The sequence below is a fragment of the Sphaerotilus uruguayifluvii genome (assembly GCF_013294065.1).
Lineage (GTDB): Bacteria > Pseudomonadota > Gammaproteobacteria > Burkholderiales > Burkholderiaceae_C > Sphaerotilus > Sphaerotilus uruguayifluvii.
Genome location: NZ_JABSNM010000015.1, coordinates 77247 through 91145 on the forward strand (window position 1 = coordinate 77247; position 13899 = coordinate 91145).

Sequence of the window (13899 nt, forward strand, 5' to 3'; positions counted from 1 at the left end):
GGCGGGGCTCCTCGCGGCGTCGGCCTCAGGGCTGGCTGGCGGCCGAGGCGGCGGGCGCCGCCGCCACCGGTGCGGCCGCCAGTGCCGGCAGCGACGCATTGCCGGCGGCGCCAGGCCCGGACACGCCGGTGCGGGCGTACTCGTTCTGGCGCTGGCCGCGCTGGCGGATCTGCTCCTGCCACGCGGCCTGGTCGCCCCCCTGCCAGCCGCTGGCGCCGAAGCCGCCCGGCTTGCCGCTCCAGGGCTCGGCGTCCGGCCCCTTGGCATGCAGTTCCTGGCGGCGCTCGCTGCAGCCACCCAGCATCAGGCCGCAGCCCAGGCCCAGGCCGGCCAGCAGCACCGCGCCCAGCGCGCGGCGCGCCGCGGGATGGCGACGCGCGCTCACGACTTCACCTCCGCCTTGGGCTGGCCGTAGGCGGTGCCCCAGCCCCAGACCTCGCTGCCCTTGCCGCGCTGGATCACGCGGGTGCGGAAGATGTCGGCCACCACGTCGCCGTCGCCGCCCAGCAGCGCCTTGGTCGAGCACATCTCGGCGCAGGCGGGCAGCTTGCCCTCGCTCAGGCGGTTGCGGCCGTACTTCTCGTTCTCGGCGGCCGAGCCGTTCTCCTCGGGGCCGCCGGCGCAGAAGGTGCACTTGTCCATCTTGCCGCGCAGGCCGAAGGTGCCGTTGCTCGGGAACTGCGGCGCGCCGAACGGGCAGGCGTAGCTGCAGTAGCCGCAGCCGATGCAGACGTCCTTGTCGTGCAGCACCACGCCTTCCTCGGTGCGGTAGAAGCAGTCGACCGGGCAGACCGCCATGCACGGCGCGTCCGAGCAGTGCATGCAGGCCACCGAGATCGACTTCTCGCCGGGCAGGCCGTCGTTGAGGGTGACGACGCGGCGACGGTTCACGCCCCAGGGCACGTCATGCTCGGCCTTGCAGGCGGTGACGCAGCCGTTGCACTCGATGCAGCGCTCCGAGTCGCAGATGAATTTCATTCGGGCCATGGGTGCTCCTCAGGCTGCCTTCTCGATCTGGCAGACCGTCGTCTTGGTTTCCTGCATCATCGTCACGCTGTCGTAGCCGTAGGTGGTGGCGGTGTTGATCGCCTCGCCGCGCACCACCGGCATCGCGCCCTCGGGGTAGTACGGCGCCATGTCGATGCCGCCCCAGCGGCCCGAGAAGTGGAAAGGCATCCAGACGGTGCCCGCATCCACCCGCTCCGTCACCAGCGCCTTGACGCGCAGGCCCTTGAAGTCCGGCACCGCGGCCATCGGCGGCGTCTTCACCCAGACCCAGTCGCCGTTGCGGATGCCGCGGTCGTTGGCCGCCTTCGGGTTGATCTCGACGAACATCTCCTGCTGCAGCTCGGCCAGCCAGGGGTTGGAGCGCGTCTCCTCGCCGCCGCCCTCGTACTCGACCAGGCGACCGCTGGACATGATCAGCGGGAAGCTCTTGCCCACGTCGCGGTTCTTCTCCTGCACCGACCTGTAGAGCGTGGGCAGGCGCCAGAAGGCCTTCTTGTCGTCGTGCGTCGGGTACTTGTCGATCAGGTCCGGACGGGTCGAGAACAGCGGCTCGCGGTGCTGCGGAATCGGATCGGGGAAGTTCCAGACCACCGCGCGCGCCCGGGCATTGCCGAAGGGGTGGCAGCCGTGCACCTTCATCGCGACGCGGATGATGCCGCCCGACGGATCGGTCTTCCAGTTCTTGCCTTCGGCCGCGGCCTTCTCGGTCTCGGTCAGGTCATCCCACCAGCCGAGCTTCTTCAGCAGCAGGTGGTCGAACTCGGGATAGCCGGTGGTGAGGTCCGCGCCCAGCGAATGCGAGCCGTCGCCGGCGAGCAGCGACTGGCCGTCGCGCTCGACGCCGAAGTTGGCGCGGAAGTTGCCGCCGCCGTCCATGACGTGCCGGCTGGTGTCGTAGAGGTTGGGCGAACCGGGGTGCTTCATCTCCGGCGTGCCGAAGCACGGCCAGGGCAGGCCGAAGTAGTCGCCGTCCAGCGAGTAGCCGCTTTCCTTGTCGATGCCGCCCTTGGCCTTGAGCGTGCGCACGTCGAAGACATGCATGTTGCGCATGTGCGCCTTCAGCCGCTCCGGGCTGTGGCCGGTGTAGCCGATGGTCCAGACCGAGCGGTTGATCTCGCGCAGGATGGACTCGGTCTCGGGCTCGAGCATGCCGCCCTTGCCCGGCACCATCTTGTAGTTCTGCACCAGCTCCTTGCCGAAGCCGAGCTTGTCGGCGAGCTGCACCATGATCATGTGATCGGTGCGCGACTCCCACAGCGGCTCGATGACCTTCTCGCGCCACTGCACCGAGCGGTTCGACGCGGTGCACGAGCCCGAGGTCTCGAACTGCGTGCACGCCGGCAGCAGATAGACCGCGCGGTTCGGGTTCAGGTCGTCCTTGTTCATCGGCGGCATCGCCGCCATCGCCGCGGTGGCGCTCGGGAAGGGATCGATCACGACCAGCAGGTCGAGCCTGTCCATCGCCTTCTTCATCTCGAGACCGCGGGTCTGCGAGTTCGGCGCATGGCCCCAGAAGATCAGGCCGCGCAGATTGCTGTCCTGATCGATCAGCTCGTTCTTCTCGAGCACGCCGTCGATCCAGCGCGAGACCGTCATGCCGGACTTGGTCATCATGCCCGGCGCGTACTGCTTCTTGATCCACTCGAGGTCGACGCCCCAGACCTTGGCGAAGTGCTTCCACGCGCCCTCGGCCAGGCCGTAGTAGCCCGGCAGCGAGTCCGGGTTGGGACCGACGTCGGTGGCGCCCTGCACGTTGTCGTGGCCGCGGAAGATGTTGGTGCCGCCGCCCGACTTGCCGACGTTGCCCAGCGCCAGCTGCAGCAGGCACGACGCGCGCACGATCGCGTTGCCGATGGTGTGCTGCGTCTGGCCCATGCACCAGACGATGGTGCCGGGGCGGTTGTCGGCCAGGATCTTCGCGACCTTGTAGCAGGTGGCCTCGTCGACGCCGCAGGCCTCCTGCACCTTGTCCGGCGTCCACTTCGTCAGACACTCCTCGCGGACCTTGTCCATGCCCCAGACGCGGTCCTCGATGTACTTCCTGTCTTCCCAGCCGTTCTTGAAGATGTGGTGCATCACCCCGAACAGGAAGGGAATGTCCGAGCCCGAGCGGATGCGCACGTACTCGTCCGCCTTGGCCGCGGTGCGGGTGAAGCGCGGGTCGACCACGATCATCTTGCAGCCGCGCTCCTTGGCGTGGAGCATGTGCAGCATCGACACCGGGTGCGCTTCCGCCGCGTTCGACCCGATGTAGATCGCCGCCCGGGCGTTCTGCATGTCGTTGTACGAGTTCGTCATCGCGCCGTAGCCCCAGGTGTTGGCGACGCCGGCGACGGTGGTCGAGTGGCAGATGCGGGCCTGGTGGTCGGTGTTGTTCGAGCCCCAGAAGCTGATCCACTTGCGCAGCAGGTAGGCCTGCTCGTTGTTGTGCTTGCTCGAGCCCACGACGAACAGCGAGTCCGGGCCGCTCTGCTTCTTCAGCTCGAGCATGCGCGCGCTGATCTCGCCGAGTGCCTGGTCCCAGGAGATGCGCTGGTACTTGCCGTCGACCAGCTTCATCGGGTACTTGAGGCGGTATTCGCCGTGGCCGTGCTCGCGCAGCGCCGCGCCCTTGGCGCAGTGCGCGCCCATGTTGATCGGCGAGTCGAACACCGGCTCCTGGCGCACCCAGACGCCGTTCTCGACCACCGCGTCGACCGCGCAGCCCACCGAGCAGTGGCCGCAGACGGTGCGCCTGACCTCGACCTTGCCGGTGCCGGTCAGCGTGGCGGCGCGCGCGCCTTCGGCCGCGTCGGCGCGCCTGACCAGCGTCAGCTGCGAGGCGGCCAGACCGGCGCCCACGCCCAGGCCGGAGCGGCGCAGGAAGCTGCGGCGGTCCAGCGTCGGGATCGAGCGCTGCAGGCCGCGCGCCAGGCTGGAGACGAGGGTGGAGGCCGCAGGGGCGGCACTCCGGCCGGCATGCGGGGTGGCGTTCGGCGCCGGGCGACGGGTCAGCAGCATGGGAATCGGTCTCCGGGGCTCAGACGCGGGCGGTCCGGTAGTAGCGCTGCACATGCTCCGACAGCTGGTAGCCGCCGCCGCTCGGGGGCGCCGGCTCGGCAGGTGCGGCCGGCGCGGCCACCGGGCGGGACGTGCCCGGCAGCACGGCCGCCACGGCGGCCAGCGCGCCAGCGGTGCCGGCAGCGGCGAAGACTCGGCGGCGGGTCGGCGCGGGGCGGTCGGAAGTGCTCATCACGGAACTCCGGACAGGTCGGATGGAGAGGAAGGAGGGAGTCAGGCAGGCGGAAACCGGCGCGACCCGAGGGTCGGCCCGGCCTGCGAGCGGGAGATTGAACCGTATTGGGCTGAGCCTATGCAAGCGCGGCAATAAGGGTTGTCACGCACCTCGTCCCAGGGGAATCGCGACAGATTGTCGCGGCCGTCGCGACAATCTGTCGCTGGAGTTTCACGGCCGGGCGTGCGGCTCTGGGACCGGCCCCGGAAAACCGGCTGCGCAGAATGTCGCCCGACGGCGGGCAATTCGTCGCGGAGCCGCTCCGGCAGGGTTCGAAAAACGTCGCGGCCCGCTGTCGCCGAATCGATACAAACCCTTGATCGGCGGCAGGACCGGGTGCCCGGCGCTAGACTGCCCGCCTTTGCCGACCCGCCGCCATGAACCAGCCCACCGACGACAGCCTGACCGCGCCGACCGAGATCCGGGTCGCGGTGGTGATCGAGCGCCATGCGCGCCCGAGCGCCTGGGAGGAATGGAGATTCTCGCTGGCCGAGGTGCTGATCGACGAGGGCCAGTGGGGAAACCAGCCCCGCTGCCTGCGCGACGACGGCCAGCGCGCGAGTTTCCTGTACCCGGGTTTCCCGGTGCGCCTGCACCGCGACGAGGGCGAGGGTTATTACCTGAACCTGAGTTCGGGCGCGCCGGTCTGGTTCGTGATGTGGCGCATCGATGACGAGAATGCGTCGCAGGCGGCGCCGGAAACCGTCACGCTGTCCTACAACGAGGCCGGGCGGCTGCTCGACGCGCAGGAGCGGGTCGACAACCTGCCGCTGCCCGAGACCGTGCGCGCCTGGCTGCAGGCCTGGACCGACGCCAACTACCGGCCCGAGCCGAAGAAGCGCCGCCGGCCGGCCTCCTTCGTCGATCCGTCGCGGCGCGGTCCGCGCGACGACGCGCCGGAGTGCGCATGAGCACCGGCGACGGCTTCTTCTCGCGCTGGTCGCAGCGCAAGGCGCAGGTGCGCCAGGGCGAGACGCCGCCCGAGCCGGTCCACGCGGTCGTGCCTGTGCCGGCACCTGCGCAGCCGCCCGCGCCGACGACCGCCGCGCCCGTCCCGGCCCCGGCCGAGCCCGCGCTGCCGCCGCCGACGCTCGACGAGGTCGCGCGCCTGCCCGACGGCGCGGAGGTCGCGCGCTTCGTCGCCCGCGGCGTCGATCCGTCGGTGAAGAACGCCGCGCTGAAGAAGCTCTTCGCCGATCCGCACTTCAACGTCATGGACGGCCTGGACATCTACATCGACGACTACGGCCGGCCCGACCCGCTGCCGGCGGCGATGCTGCGCCAGATGGCGCAGTCGCGCTTCCTGGGCCTGTTCGACGACGAGACCCGGCCGGACGAAGCCCGGCCCGCCGCGTCCCCTTCCTTGCCACCCGCCCCTCTTGCCGACGCCACGCCCGGCGCCCTGCCCGATGAAGACCCTGATCTGCGACTGCAACCGAACGATGCCGCTGGACACGGCGGCGATCGCCCGCGCGCTGGCGACGACGCCGGGCGCCCGCTCCGAGGGCCTGGAGACGACGCACAGCCTGCTGTGCCGGCGTGAGGCGCCGGCCTTCCAGCGCGCGGCCAAGGCGGTCGGCCCGGGCGACCGGCTGATCGTCGCCTGCACGCAGGAGGCCCGGCTGTTCACCGAGCTGAACGACGCCACCGCCGGCGCCACGCCGGTGGCCGAGCGGCCGATCCGCTTCGTCAATCTGCGCGAGACCGGCGGCTGGTCGCGCGACGCGAAGGCGGCCACGCCGAAGATGGCGGCGCTGATCGCGGCGGCGCAATTGCCCGATCCGGCGCCGGTGCCGGGCGTGGGCTACCGCTCGGCCGGGCGCTGCCTGGTGGTGGGCGATGCCGACGGCGCGCAGCGCGCCGGCGCGCTGCTGGCCGACCGGCTCGAGGTCACGCTGCTGATCGACGGCGCGGCGGGCACGGGCATGGGCTCCGGCGCGCTGGCGCAGCGCCGCGACCTGCCGCTGTTCGCCGGCCGACTCACCCGGGTGACCGGCTGGCTCGGTGCCTTCGAGGTGCAGTGGTCGTCCGTCAACCCGATCGACCTCGACCTCTGCACCCGCTGCAACGCCTGCCTGGACGCCTGCCCCGAGGGCGCGATCGACTTCAGCTACCAGATCGACCTGTCGCGCTGCGGCGGCCACCGCGACTGCGTGCGCGTCTGCGACGCGGCGGCAGCGATCGACTTCGAGCGCGCGCCGCTGCGCACCGACGAGCGCTTCGACCTGATCCTCGACCTGCGCGCCACGCCCGCCTTCAGCCAGCACCAGCCGCCGCAGGGCTACTTCCATGTGCCGCCGGGCGACCGGCAGGCCACCGCACTGGGCGAGACGGTGCTGAAGCTGCGCGAGCTGGTGGGCGAGTTCGACAAGCCGAAGTTCTTCCGCTACGAGCAGCGCCTGTGCGCGCACAGCCGCAACGAGCAAATCGGCTGCAGCGCCTGCATCGACGTGTGCTCGACCCGCGCGATCCGCAGCGATGCCTCGCGCAAGGGCAAGGCCAGGACCGAGGCAGCCGGCGGCATCGTCGTCGAGCCGCATCTGTGCGCCGGCTGCGGCGCCTGCACCACCGTCTGCCCGAGCGGCGCGCTGTCCTTCGCCTATCCGGGTCCGGTCGACCAGGGCCGGCGGCTGCAGCGCCTGCTGGCGACCTACGCCCGGGCCGGCGGCCGCGACGCGATGCTGCTCTTCCACAGCGAAGGCGCGGGCGCGGCGCTGATCGACGAGCTGGGCCGCGCCGCGCGGGTCGACCGCGATATCCACGGCGTGCCGGCGCGGGTGATGCCGCTGGCGCTGTGGCACACCGCCAGCGTCGGCATCGACCTGTGGCTGGCCGCGATCGCGCAGGGCGCCAGCCAGGTCCGCGTGCTGCTGACCGCCGAGGAGGCGCCCGAATACCGCGACGCGCTGGCCGCGCAGATGGCGCAGGCGCAGGCCATCCTGCACGGCCTGGGCTACGCCGGCGAGCACTTCGGCCTGATCGAGGCGCGCGACGCCCGCGACCTGGCGGCGCTGGACGCGGCGCTGCGGGTGGCGCCGGCGCAGGGCGTCGCGCAGCCGACGGCGGTCGTCGCGCAGGCCGACAAGCGCGCCACGCTCGACGTGATGCTCGACCACCTGCTCGCCCAGGCGCCGCGCCGCGCCGAGCGCGCGGCGGCGCAGGCCGAGCCGATCGCGCTGCCGGCGGCGGGCAGCGCCTTCGGCGCGGTGGTGGTCGATGCCGACAGGTGCACGCTGTGCCTGAGCTGCGTCGGCGCCTGCCCGGAGAACGCGCTGGGCGACAACCCCGAGAAGCCGCAGCTGCGCTTCACCGAGCGCGCCTGCGTGCAGTGCGGCCTGTGCGCCACCACCTGCCCGGAGCAGGCGATCACGCTCGCGCCGCGCCTGTGGCTGGCCGACGAGGGCCGCGCGCGGCGCCAGCCCCGCGTCCTGCACGAGGCCCAGCCCTACCGCTGCATCCGCTGCAGCAAGCCCTTCGGCACGCTGAAGGCCATCGAGACGATGATCGGCAAGCTCGCCGGCCACCCCGCCTTCCAGGGCGCCGGCGCCGAGCGGCTGAAGATGTGCGGCGACTGCCGCGTCATCGACCTGCACAGCCGGACCGACGAGGTCCGCATCACCGACCTGCCCCGCTGACCCCATGAAACCGCACGAGATCCGCGCGCTGAGCTTCGCCAGCGCCGACGACGCCGAGGAGCTGGCCCGCGCCGAGCTGTACGGCCTGCTGGCCCGGCTGTGGTTCGCGCCGCCGGATGCGGCGCTGCTGCAGCAGTTCCGCGTCGCCGTCACCGAGGCGCCCGAGGCGGGCGGCTTCCTGGAAGCGCCGTGGCAGGCGCTGGTGGCCGCGATGCGCGCGACCACGCCGCAGGCCGCCGCCGCCGAGTTCGACGCGCTGTTCGGCGGCGTCGGCAAGCCGGAGGTGTTCGTCTACGGCTCCTTCTACCTCGCAGGCTTCCTCAACGAGAAGCCGCTGGCGGCGCTGCGCGGCGACCTGGCCGCGCTCGGCCTGGCCCGCGACGAGACACGCGGCGAGACCGAGGACCACATCGCCGGCGTCTTCGAGGTGATGCGCTTCCTGATCGCCGGCGACGACATCGCGGTGTGCAATCTCGAGCAGCAGCGCCGCTTCTTCCGCGCCCATGTGCAGACCTGGGTCGAGCGCCTGTGCGACGCGGTCGAGGCCCATCCGCAGGCGCTGCTGTGGCGCCCGATCGGCGCGATGACCCGCGCCTTCGTGCAGGTCGAGGCCCAGGGCTTCGACCTGCTGGAACTGTGAAGGGAGCCGGCACGATGATCGATCCGCAGGACATCACCGGCCTGATCCTGGCCGGCGGGCGCGGCAGCCGCATGGGCGGCGTCGACAAGGGGCTGCAGAACTACCAGGGCCTGCCGCTGGCGCTGCACGCCTTGATGCGGCTTCAGCCGCAGGTCGGCAGCGTGATGGTCAATGCCAACCGCAACCTGGGCGCCTACGAGTCCTTCGGCGTGCCGGTCTGGCCGGATGCCGACAGCGACTTTCCCGGCCCGCTGGCCGGCTTCCTGGCCGGGCTGGAGCGCTGCGAGACGCCCTACCTGATGACGGTGCCGTGCGACTCGCCGCGCTTCCCGCTCGACCTGGTGGCGCGGCTGGCCGAGGCGATGCACGCGCAGCAGGCCGATCTGGCGATGGCGGTGACCCGCGAGGCCGACGGGCGCGAGCAGCCGCATCCGGTCTTCTGCCTGATGCGTGCCTCGCTGATCGACAGCCTGGTGGCCTTCATGGCCGGCGGGCAGCGCCGCATCGACCGCTGGACCGGCCAGCACCGCGGCGTGAACGTGCTGTTCGAGGACGACAGCGCCTTCTTCAACGCCAACACGCCCGAGGACCTCAGGGCGTGAACTGCCCCGGGAAGACCCACAGCAGCGCCGCCGTCATCACCAGATAGCGTCCGAACTTGCCGATCGCCATGTAGACGACGCAGGGCCAGAAGGGCAGGCGCAGCCAGCCGGCGACCGCGCACAGCGGATCGCCCACCACCGGCAGCCAGCTCAGCAGGCAGGCCGGCGGCCCGAAGCGGCGCAGCAGCGCCAGCGCCCGGTTCTCGGCCGCGGCCTGGTGCGTGACCTGCTCCCAGGCCTTCTCGGCGCCGAAGCCCATCCACCAGGAAATGGCGCCGCCGATCGTGTTGCCGACGGTGGCCACGCCCACCGCGGGCCAGAACAGCGCCGGATCGAGCTTGACCAGTCCGAACACCGCCGGCTCCGAGCCCAGCGGCAGCAGCGTGGCCGAGATCAGCGAGACGATGAAGACGGTGCTCAGCCCGAACTTCGGCAGGGCCAGTGCGGCCAGCAGGGATTCGATCCAGACATCCATGGCGCGATTCTGCGCGAGACGGACCGCCCGGGGACCGGGTCGCGGCGCCGCTATACTCTGCCTCCTTTTTCAGCAGTTCCCGGCTTCGCCCGATCCCGACGACCTGCCGCGACGCGATGCACGCCCGTGCCGCGCGCGGTGACGACCCCTCTGCCCTGCCCCGATGCGCATCGGTCCCCACGAGTTGCCCAACCGCCTGTTCGTCGCGCCGATGGCCGGCGTGACCGACCGGCCTTTCCGCCAGCTGTGCAAGCGGCTCGGCGCAGGCCATGCCGTCAGCGAGATGGTGACCTCGCGCGCCGACCTGCGCGACAGCCTGAAGACCTCGCGCCGGCTGAACCACGACGGCGAGTCCGCGCCGATCGCGGTGCAGATCGCCGGCACCGACGCCGAGATGATGGCCGAGGCCGCCCGCTACAACATCGAGCGCGGCGCGCAGATCATCGACATCAACATGGGCTGCCCGGCCAAGAAGGTCTGCAACAAGTGGGCCGGCTCGGCGCTGATGCAGGACGAGACGCTGGCGCTGGACATCGTCGCGGCGGTGGTCGAGGCCAGCGCGCCGCACGGCGTGCCGGTGACCTTGAAGATGCGCACCGGCTGGTGCCGGCAGGCGCGCAACGCGGTGGCGATCGCGCGCGGTGCCGAGGCGCGCGGCGTCGCGATGGTCACGGTGCACGGCCGCACCCGCGAGCAGGGCTACAGCGGCCAGGCCGAATACGAGACGATCGCCGCGGTGAAGGCGGCGCTGTCGATTCCGGTGTGCGCCAACGGCGACATCGACGGCCCGGAGAAGGCCCGCGACGTGCTGGCGGCCACCGGCGCCGACGCGATCATGATCGGCCGCGCCGCGCAGGGCAGGCCCTGGATCTTCCAGGAGATCGCGCATTTCCTGGCCACCGGCGAGCGTGCCGCGCCGCCCGAGACGCTGCAGGTGCGCGAGTGGCTGCTCGAGCACCTCGAGGACCACTACGGTCTCTACGGCGAACTGGCCGGCGTGCGCACCGCGCGCAAGCACATCGGCTGGGCGGTGCATGCCCTGCCGGGCGGCGAGGACTTCCGCCGCCGCATGAACCGGATCGAGACCACCGCCGAGCAGTCGCGCGCGGTGCATGACTTCCTGGGCGAGCTCGCCGACGCGCATCCGCGCTGGCCCGAAGCCGCCCCGACCGCAGACCCCGTCGACGCCCTGGCGGCATGAACCCCATGAACGACATGAGCATCAGCGCCCTGACCTCCCTGACGGCCGCCCTGGCGGTCGATGCGGCCGACGCCGTGGCGGCGGAGCCGCCCGCCGCGACGCCGGCCGGCAGCCCGATCGACCAGTCGATCCGCGCCACGCTCGAGACCTACTTCGACGACCTCGACGGCACCACGCCGCACGGCCTCTACGACATGGTCATCAAGGCCGTCGAGCGCCCGCTGCTCGACGTCGTGATGGCGCGCGCCGACGGCAACCAGAGCCGCGCCGCCGAGTGGCTCGGCATCAACCGCAACACGCTGCGCCGCAAGCTGGTCGAGCACCGGCTGATCGACTGATCCGCCCGGCCCCCACCGCTCCTCCCCGATTCCCCACCGATCGTCATCCCACCATGACCACCGCCCTCCTTTCCGTCTCCGACAAGACCGGCATCGTCGAATTCGCCCAGGCGCTGCACGCGCGCGGCATCCGCCTGCTCTCCACCGGCGGCACCGCCAAGCTGCTGGCCCAGAACGGCCTGCCGGTCACCGAAGTGAGCGAGATCACCGGCTTCCCCGAGATGCTCGACGGCCGCGTGAAGACGCTGCACCCGCGCGTGCACGGCGGCCTGCTGGCCCGCCGCGACGTCCCCGAGCACATGGCCGCGCTGAAGGAGCACGGCATCGACACGATCGACCTGCTGATCATCAACCTCTACCCCTTCGCGCAGGCCACGGCCAAGGCCGACTGCACGCTGGAAGACGCCATCGAGAACATCGACATCGGCGGCCCGGCGATGCTGCGCGCGGCGGCCAAGAACTGGCAGGACGTGGCGGTGGTCATCGATCCGAGCGACTACGCCCAGGTGCTGGCCGAGCTGGACGGCGAAGGCCTGACCCGCAAGACCAAGTTCGGCTTCGCGAAGAAGGTGTTCTCGCACACCGCCGCCTACGACGGCATGATCAGCAACTACCTGACCTCGCTGGAAGCCGGCGCGGAAGAGAAGACCGCCGACGTGCCCGCCCGCGAGGAGTACCCGAGCGTCTTCAACCTGCAGCTGCACAAGGTGCAGGGCATGCGCTACGGCGAGAACCCGCACCAGTCGGCGGCGTTCTACAAGGAAGCGAAGGTCGCTGACGGCCTGCTGGCCGGCTGGACGCAGATCCAGGGCAAGGAGCTGTCCTTCAACAACATCGCCGACGCCGACGCTGCCTGGGAATGCGTCAAGGCCTTCGACGTGCCGGCCTGCGTGATCGTCAAGCACGCCAACCCCTGCGGCGTGGCCGTGGGCGCGACGCTGCTGGAAGCCTACGAGAAGGCGCTGAAGACCGACCCGACCTCGGCCTTCGGCGGCATCATCGCCTTCAACCGCCCGCTCGACGCCGACGTGGTCGAGAAGATCAACGCCAACAAGCACTTCGTCGAAGTGGCGATCGCGCCGGTCATCACCCCGGCCGCCCGCGCCGCCTACGCCAGCAAGGTCAACGTGCGCCTGCTGGAAGTGCCGGTGAGCCAGGCCGTGAACGCGCTCGACTTCAAGCGCGTCGGCGGCGGCATGCTGCTGCAGTCGGCCGACAACGTCGACATCGTCGGCGAGATCAAGGTCGTGACGAAGCTGGCTCCGACCGAGCAGCAGATGCAGGACCTGCTGTTCGCGTGGAAGGTCGGCCGCTTCGTCAAGAGCAACGCGATCGTCTTCTGCAAGGACGGCATGACCTACGGCGTCGGCGCCGGCCAGATGAGCCGGCTGGACTCGGCCCGCATCGCCTCGATCAAGGCGAAGGCGGCCGGCCTGAGCCTGGACGGCACGGCCGTAGCCAGCGACGCCTTCTTCCCGTTCCGTGACGGTCTGGACGTGGTCGTCGACGCCGGCGCCACCTGCGTGATCCATCCGGGCGGCTCGATGCGCGACCAGGAAGTCATCGACGCCGCGAACGAGCGCGGCATCGCGATGGTCTTCACCGGCACCCGCCACTTCCGCCACTGAGCCCGGCGAGCCCGTCCATGAGCGCCCCGATCACGATCCGCCCGGCCGGACTGGCCGATCTCGACGCGGTCGCCGCGCTCTTCGACGCCTACCGCCAGTTCTACGCGCAGGCGCCCGACCGGGCGCGCGCCACCGCGTTCATCCAGGCGCGCATGCAGGCGGGCGAATCGGTCATCCTGCTGGCCGAGCGCGTGCCGCCGGCCGGCCCGGCCGAGCCGGTCGGCTTCTGCCAGCTCTACCCGACGTTCTGCTCGGTCGAGGCGGCGCCGATCTTCGTGCTCTACGACCTGTTCGTCGCGCCCGAGGCACGCCGCGGCGGGCTGGGCGCGGCGCTGCTGCGCGCGGCCGAGGCCCGGGCGCGCCAGGACGGCCGCAAGCGCATGGACCTGACCACCGCGCACGACAACCACGCCGCCCAGCGCCTGTACGAGTCGCTCGGCTGGGTGCACGACACCGTCTTCCGCACCTACACCCGCCACGTCGCGGGCTGAGTCCGGACACGGCCGCCGCCATGCGCATCCTCGGCATCGACCCCGGCCTGCAGATCACCGGCTTCGGCCTGATCGACGTCGACGGGCCGCAGCTGAGCTATGTCGCCAGCGGCACCATCCGCACCGCCGAGGCGCCGCGCGGCGACCTGCCCGCGCGCATCCGGCTGATCTTCGACGGCGTGCGCGAGGTCGTCTCGACCTACCAGCCCGACGCGGCCGCGCTCGAGATCGTCTTCGTCAACGTCAACCCGCAGAGCACGCTGCTGCTCGGGCAGGCGCGCGGTGCGGCGCTGGCCGCGCTGGTGGCGGGCAGCCCGCCGCTGCCGGTGGGCGAATACACCGCAGTGCAGATGAAGCAGGCCGTCACCGGCCACGGCGGCGCCGCCAAGGCGCAGATCCAGGCGATGGTGCAGCACCTGCTCAAGCTGCCAGGCCAGCCCGGCAAGGACGCCGCCGACGCGCTGGGCCTCGCCATTACCCACGCCCACGCCAGCCGCAGCTTCGCGGCGCTGGCCCAGGCCACACCGCTGGCACGCCGGCAGCACGCACTGTACCGGGGCGGGCGGAGCTACTGACGCGCGGGCGCGCGGCGATGCCCGCCACCCCG

The 13899-nt window shown here is 71.5% G+C and carries 15 protein-coding genes; 10 read left to right on the forward strand and 5 right to left on the reverse strand.

All coding sequences use genetic code 11. From position 1 onward, the window contains the following. Positions 1–25: 25 nt before the first annotated feature. From HNQ01_RS15935 to HNQ01_RS15950, 4 genes are read right to left on the reverse strand one after another with little or no spacing between them, the layout of a single operon-like run. Positions 26–385 (reverse strand): hypothetical protein, encoded by a 360-nt coding sequence (locus HNQ01_RS15935; RefSeq protein WP_173806406.1) that lies wholly within the window; start codon positions 383–385, stop codon positions 26–28. Then, entirely contained in the window at positions 382–987 is a 606-nt protein-coding gene (gene fdh3B / locus HNQ01_RS15940) for a formate dehydrogenase FDH3 subunit beta (protein ID WP_173806407.1), read from the reverse strand. The genes HNQ01_RS15935 and fdh3B overlap by 4 nt, the downstream gene beginning before the upstream one ends. Before the next feature lie 9 nt (positions 988–996). Further along, the gene (locus tag HNQ01_RS15945) at positions 997–4008 is read right to left on the reverse strand and encodes a formate dehydrogenase subunit alpha (RefSeq protein WP_173806408.1); all 3012 of its coding nucleotides are present in this window, start codon (positions 4006–4008) and stop codon (positions 997–999) included. 19 nt (positions 4009–4027) lie between these two features. Next, on the reverse strand, positions 4028–4240 hold the full coding sequence (locus HNQ01_RS15950) for a formate dehydrogenase (RefSeq protein ID WP_173806409.1): 213 nt from the start codon (positions 4238–4240) through the stop codon (positions 4028–4030). 419 nt (positions 4241–4659) lie between these two features. On the opposite strand from HNQ01_RS15950, the gene HNQ01_RS15955 reads away from it, so the two are divergent. The 5 genes from HNQ01_RS15955 to mobA are packed head-to-tail and all read left to right on the forward strand — an operon-like array spanning position 4660 to position 9159. Next, positions 4660–5193: a DUF3305 domain-containing protein gene (locus HNQ01_RS15955; RefSeq protein WP_173806410.1), complete on the forward strand. Its 534-nt coding sequence runs from the start codon at positions 4660–4662 to the stop codon at positions 5191–5193. Next, on the forward strand, positions 5190–5825 hold the full coding sequence (locus tag HNQ01_RS15960; RefSeq protein ID WP_286180884.1) for a DUF3306 domain-containing protein: 636 nt from the start codon (positions 5190–5192) through the stop codon (positions 5823–5825). Before HNQ01_RS15955 ends, HNQ01_RS15960 begins: the two co-directional genes overlap by 4 nt. Continuing rightward, positions 5725–7917 carry a 4Fe-4S dicluster domain-containing protein gene (locus HNQ01_RS15965; RefSeq protein WP_286180894.1) on the forward strand — a complete coding sequence of 731 codons (2193 nt, stop codon included), beginning with the start codon at positions 5725–5727 and terminating at the stop codon, positions 7915–7917. Before HNQ01_RS15960 ends, HNQ01_RS15965 begins: the two co-directional genes overlap by 101 nt. Positions 7918–7921: 4 nt before the next feature. Then, the gene (locus HNQ01_RS15970) at positions 7922–8557 is read left to right on the forward strand and encodes a TorD/DmsD family molecular chaperone (protein ID WP_173806412.1); all 636 of its coding nucleotides are present in this window, start codon (positions 7922–7924) and stop codon (positions 8555–8557) included. A 14-nt stretch (positions 8558–8571) separates the two neighbouring features. Further along, positions 8572–9159, forward strand: a complete 588-nt coding sequence (gene mobA / locus HNQ01_RS15975; RefSeq protein ID WP_173806413.1) for a molybdenum cofactor guanylyltransferase MobA — start codon at positions 8572–8574, stop codon at positions 9157–9159. Here the strand turns inward: mobA and HNQ01_RS15980 are convergent. Continuing rightward, on the reverse strand, positions 9149–9634 hold the full coding sequence (locus tag HNQ01_RS15980; RefSeq protein WP_173806414.1) for a YqaA family protein: 486 nt from the start codon (positions 9632–9634) through the stop codon (positions 9149–9151). The two genes, mobA and HNQ01_RS15980, sit on opposite strands and share 11 nt — an antisense overlap. Positions 9635–9797: 163 nt before the next feature. On the opposite strand from HNQ01_RS15980, the gene dusB reads away from it, so the two are divergent. The 5 genes from dusB to ruvC all read left to right on the forward strand — a co-directional run bounded on the left by dusB (position 9798) and on the right by ruvC (position 13867). Continuing rightward, a complete protein-coding gene (dusB, locus tag HNQ01_RS15985; protein ID WP_173806415.1) occupies positions 9798–10835 on the forward strand; it encodes a tRNA dihydrouridine synthase DusB in 1038 nt (345 codons plus the stop codon). 116 nt (positions 10836–10951) lie between these two features. Further along, the gene (locus HNQ01_RS15990; RefSeq protein ID WP_353621722.1) at positions 10952–11173 is read left to right on the forward strand and encodes a helix-turn-helix domain-containing protein; all 222 of its coding nucleotides are present in this window, start codon (positions 10952–10954) and stop codon (positions 11171–11173) included. 53 nt (positions 11174–11226) lie between these two features. Continuing rightward, positions 11227–12801 carry a bifunctional phosphoribosylaminoimidazolecarboxamide formyltransferase/IMP cyclohydrolase gene (gene purH, locus HNQ01_RS15995; protein ID WP_173806416.1) on the forward strand — a complete coding sequence of 525 codons (1575 nt, stop codon included), beginning with the start codon at positions 11227–11229 and terminating at the stop codon, positions 12799–12801. A gap of 17 nt (positions 12802–12818) precedes the next feature. Further along, the gene (locus HNQ01_RS16000) at positions 12819–13292 is read left to right on the forward strand and encodes a GNAT family N-acetyltransferase (protein WP_173806417.1); all 474 of its coding nucleotides are present in this window, start codon (positions 12819–12821) and stop codon (positions 13290–13292) included. A gap of 20 nt (positions 13293–13312) precedes the next feature. Beyond that, the gene (ruvC, locus tag HNQ01_RS16005) at positions 13313–13867 is read left to right on the forward strand and encodes a crossover junction endodeoxyribonuclease RuvC (protein ID WP_173806418.1); all 555 of its coding nucleotides are present in this window, start codon (positions 13313–13315) and stop codon (positions 13865–13867) included. The last annotated feature ends 32 nt before the right edge of the window (positions 13868–13899 follow it).

Coding starts and splice junctions, on each gene's coding strand:
- fdh3B (WP_173806407.1), bottom strand. CDS start 987: ATGGCCCGAATGAAATTCATCTGCGACTCGGAGCGCTGCATCGAGTGC.
- HNQ01_RS15945 (WP_173806408.1), bottom strand. CDS start 4,008: ATGCTGCTGACCCGTCGCCCGGCGCCGAACGCCACCCCGCATGCCGGC.
- HNQ01_RS15950 (WP_173806409.1), bottom strand. CDS start 4,240: ATGAGCACTTCCGACCGCCCCGCGCCGACCCGCCGCCGAGTCTTCGCC.
- HNQ01_RS15955 (WP_173806410.1), top strand. CDS start 4,660: ATGAACCAGCCCACCGACGACAGCCTGACCGCGCCGACCGAGATCCGG.
- HNQ01_RS15960 (WP_286180884.1), top strand. CDS start 5,190: ATGAGCACCGGCGACGGCTTCTTCTCGCGCTGGTCGCAGCGCAAGGCG.
- HNQ01_RS15965 (WP_286180894.1), top strand. CDS start 5,725: ATGCCGCTGGACACGGCGGCGATCGCCCGCGCGCTGGCGACGACGCCG.
- HNQ01_RS15970 (WP_173806412.1), top strand. CDS start 7,922: ATGAAACCGCACGAGATCCGCGCGCTGAGCTTCGCCAGCGCCGACGAC.
- mobA (WP_173806413.1), top strand. CDS start 8,572: ATGATCGATCCGCAGGACATCACCGGCCTGATCCTGGCCGGCGGGCGC.
- HNQ01_RS15980 (WP_173806414.1), bottom strand. CDS start 9,634: ATGGATGTCTGGATCGAATCCCTGCTGGCCGCACTGGCCCTGCCGAAG.
- dusB (WP_173806415.1), top strand. CDS start 9,798: ATGCGCATCGGTCCCCACGAGTTGCCCAACCGCCTGTTCGTCGCGCCG.
- purH (WP_173806416.1), top strand. CDS start 11,227: ATGACCACCGCCCTCCTTTCCGTCTCCGACAAGACCGGCATCGTCGAA.
- HNQ01_RS16000 (WP_173806417.1), top strand. CDS start 12,819: ATGAGCGCCCCGATCACGATCCGCCCGGCCGGACTGGCCGATCTCGAC.
- ruvC (WP_173806418.1), top strand. CDS start 13,313: ATGCGCATCCTCGGCATCGACCCCGGCCTGCAGATCACCGGCTTCGGC.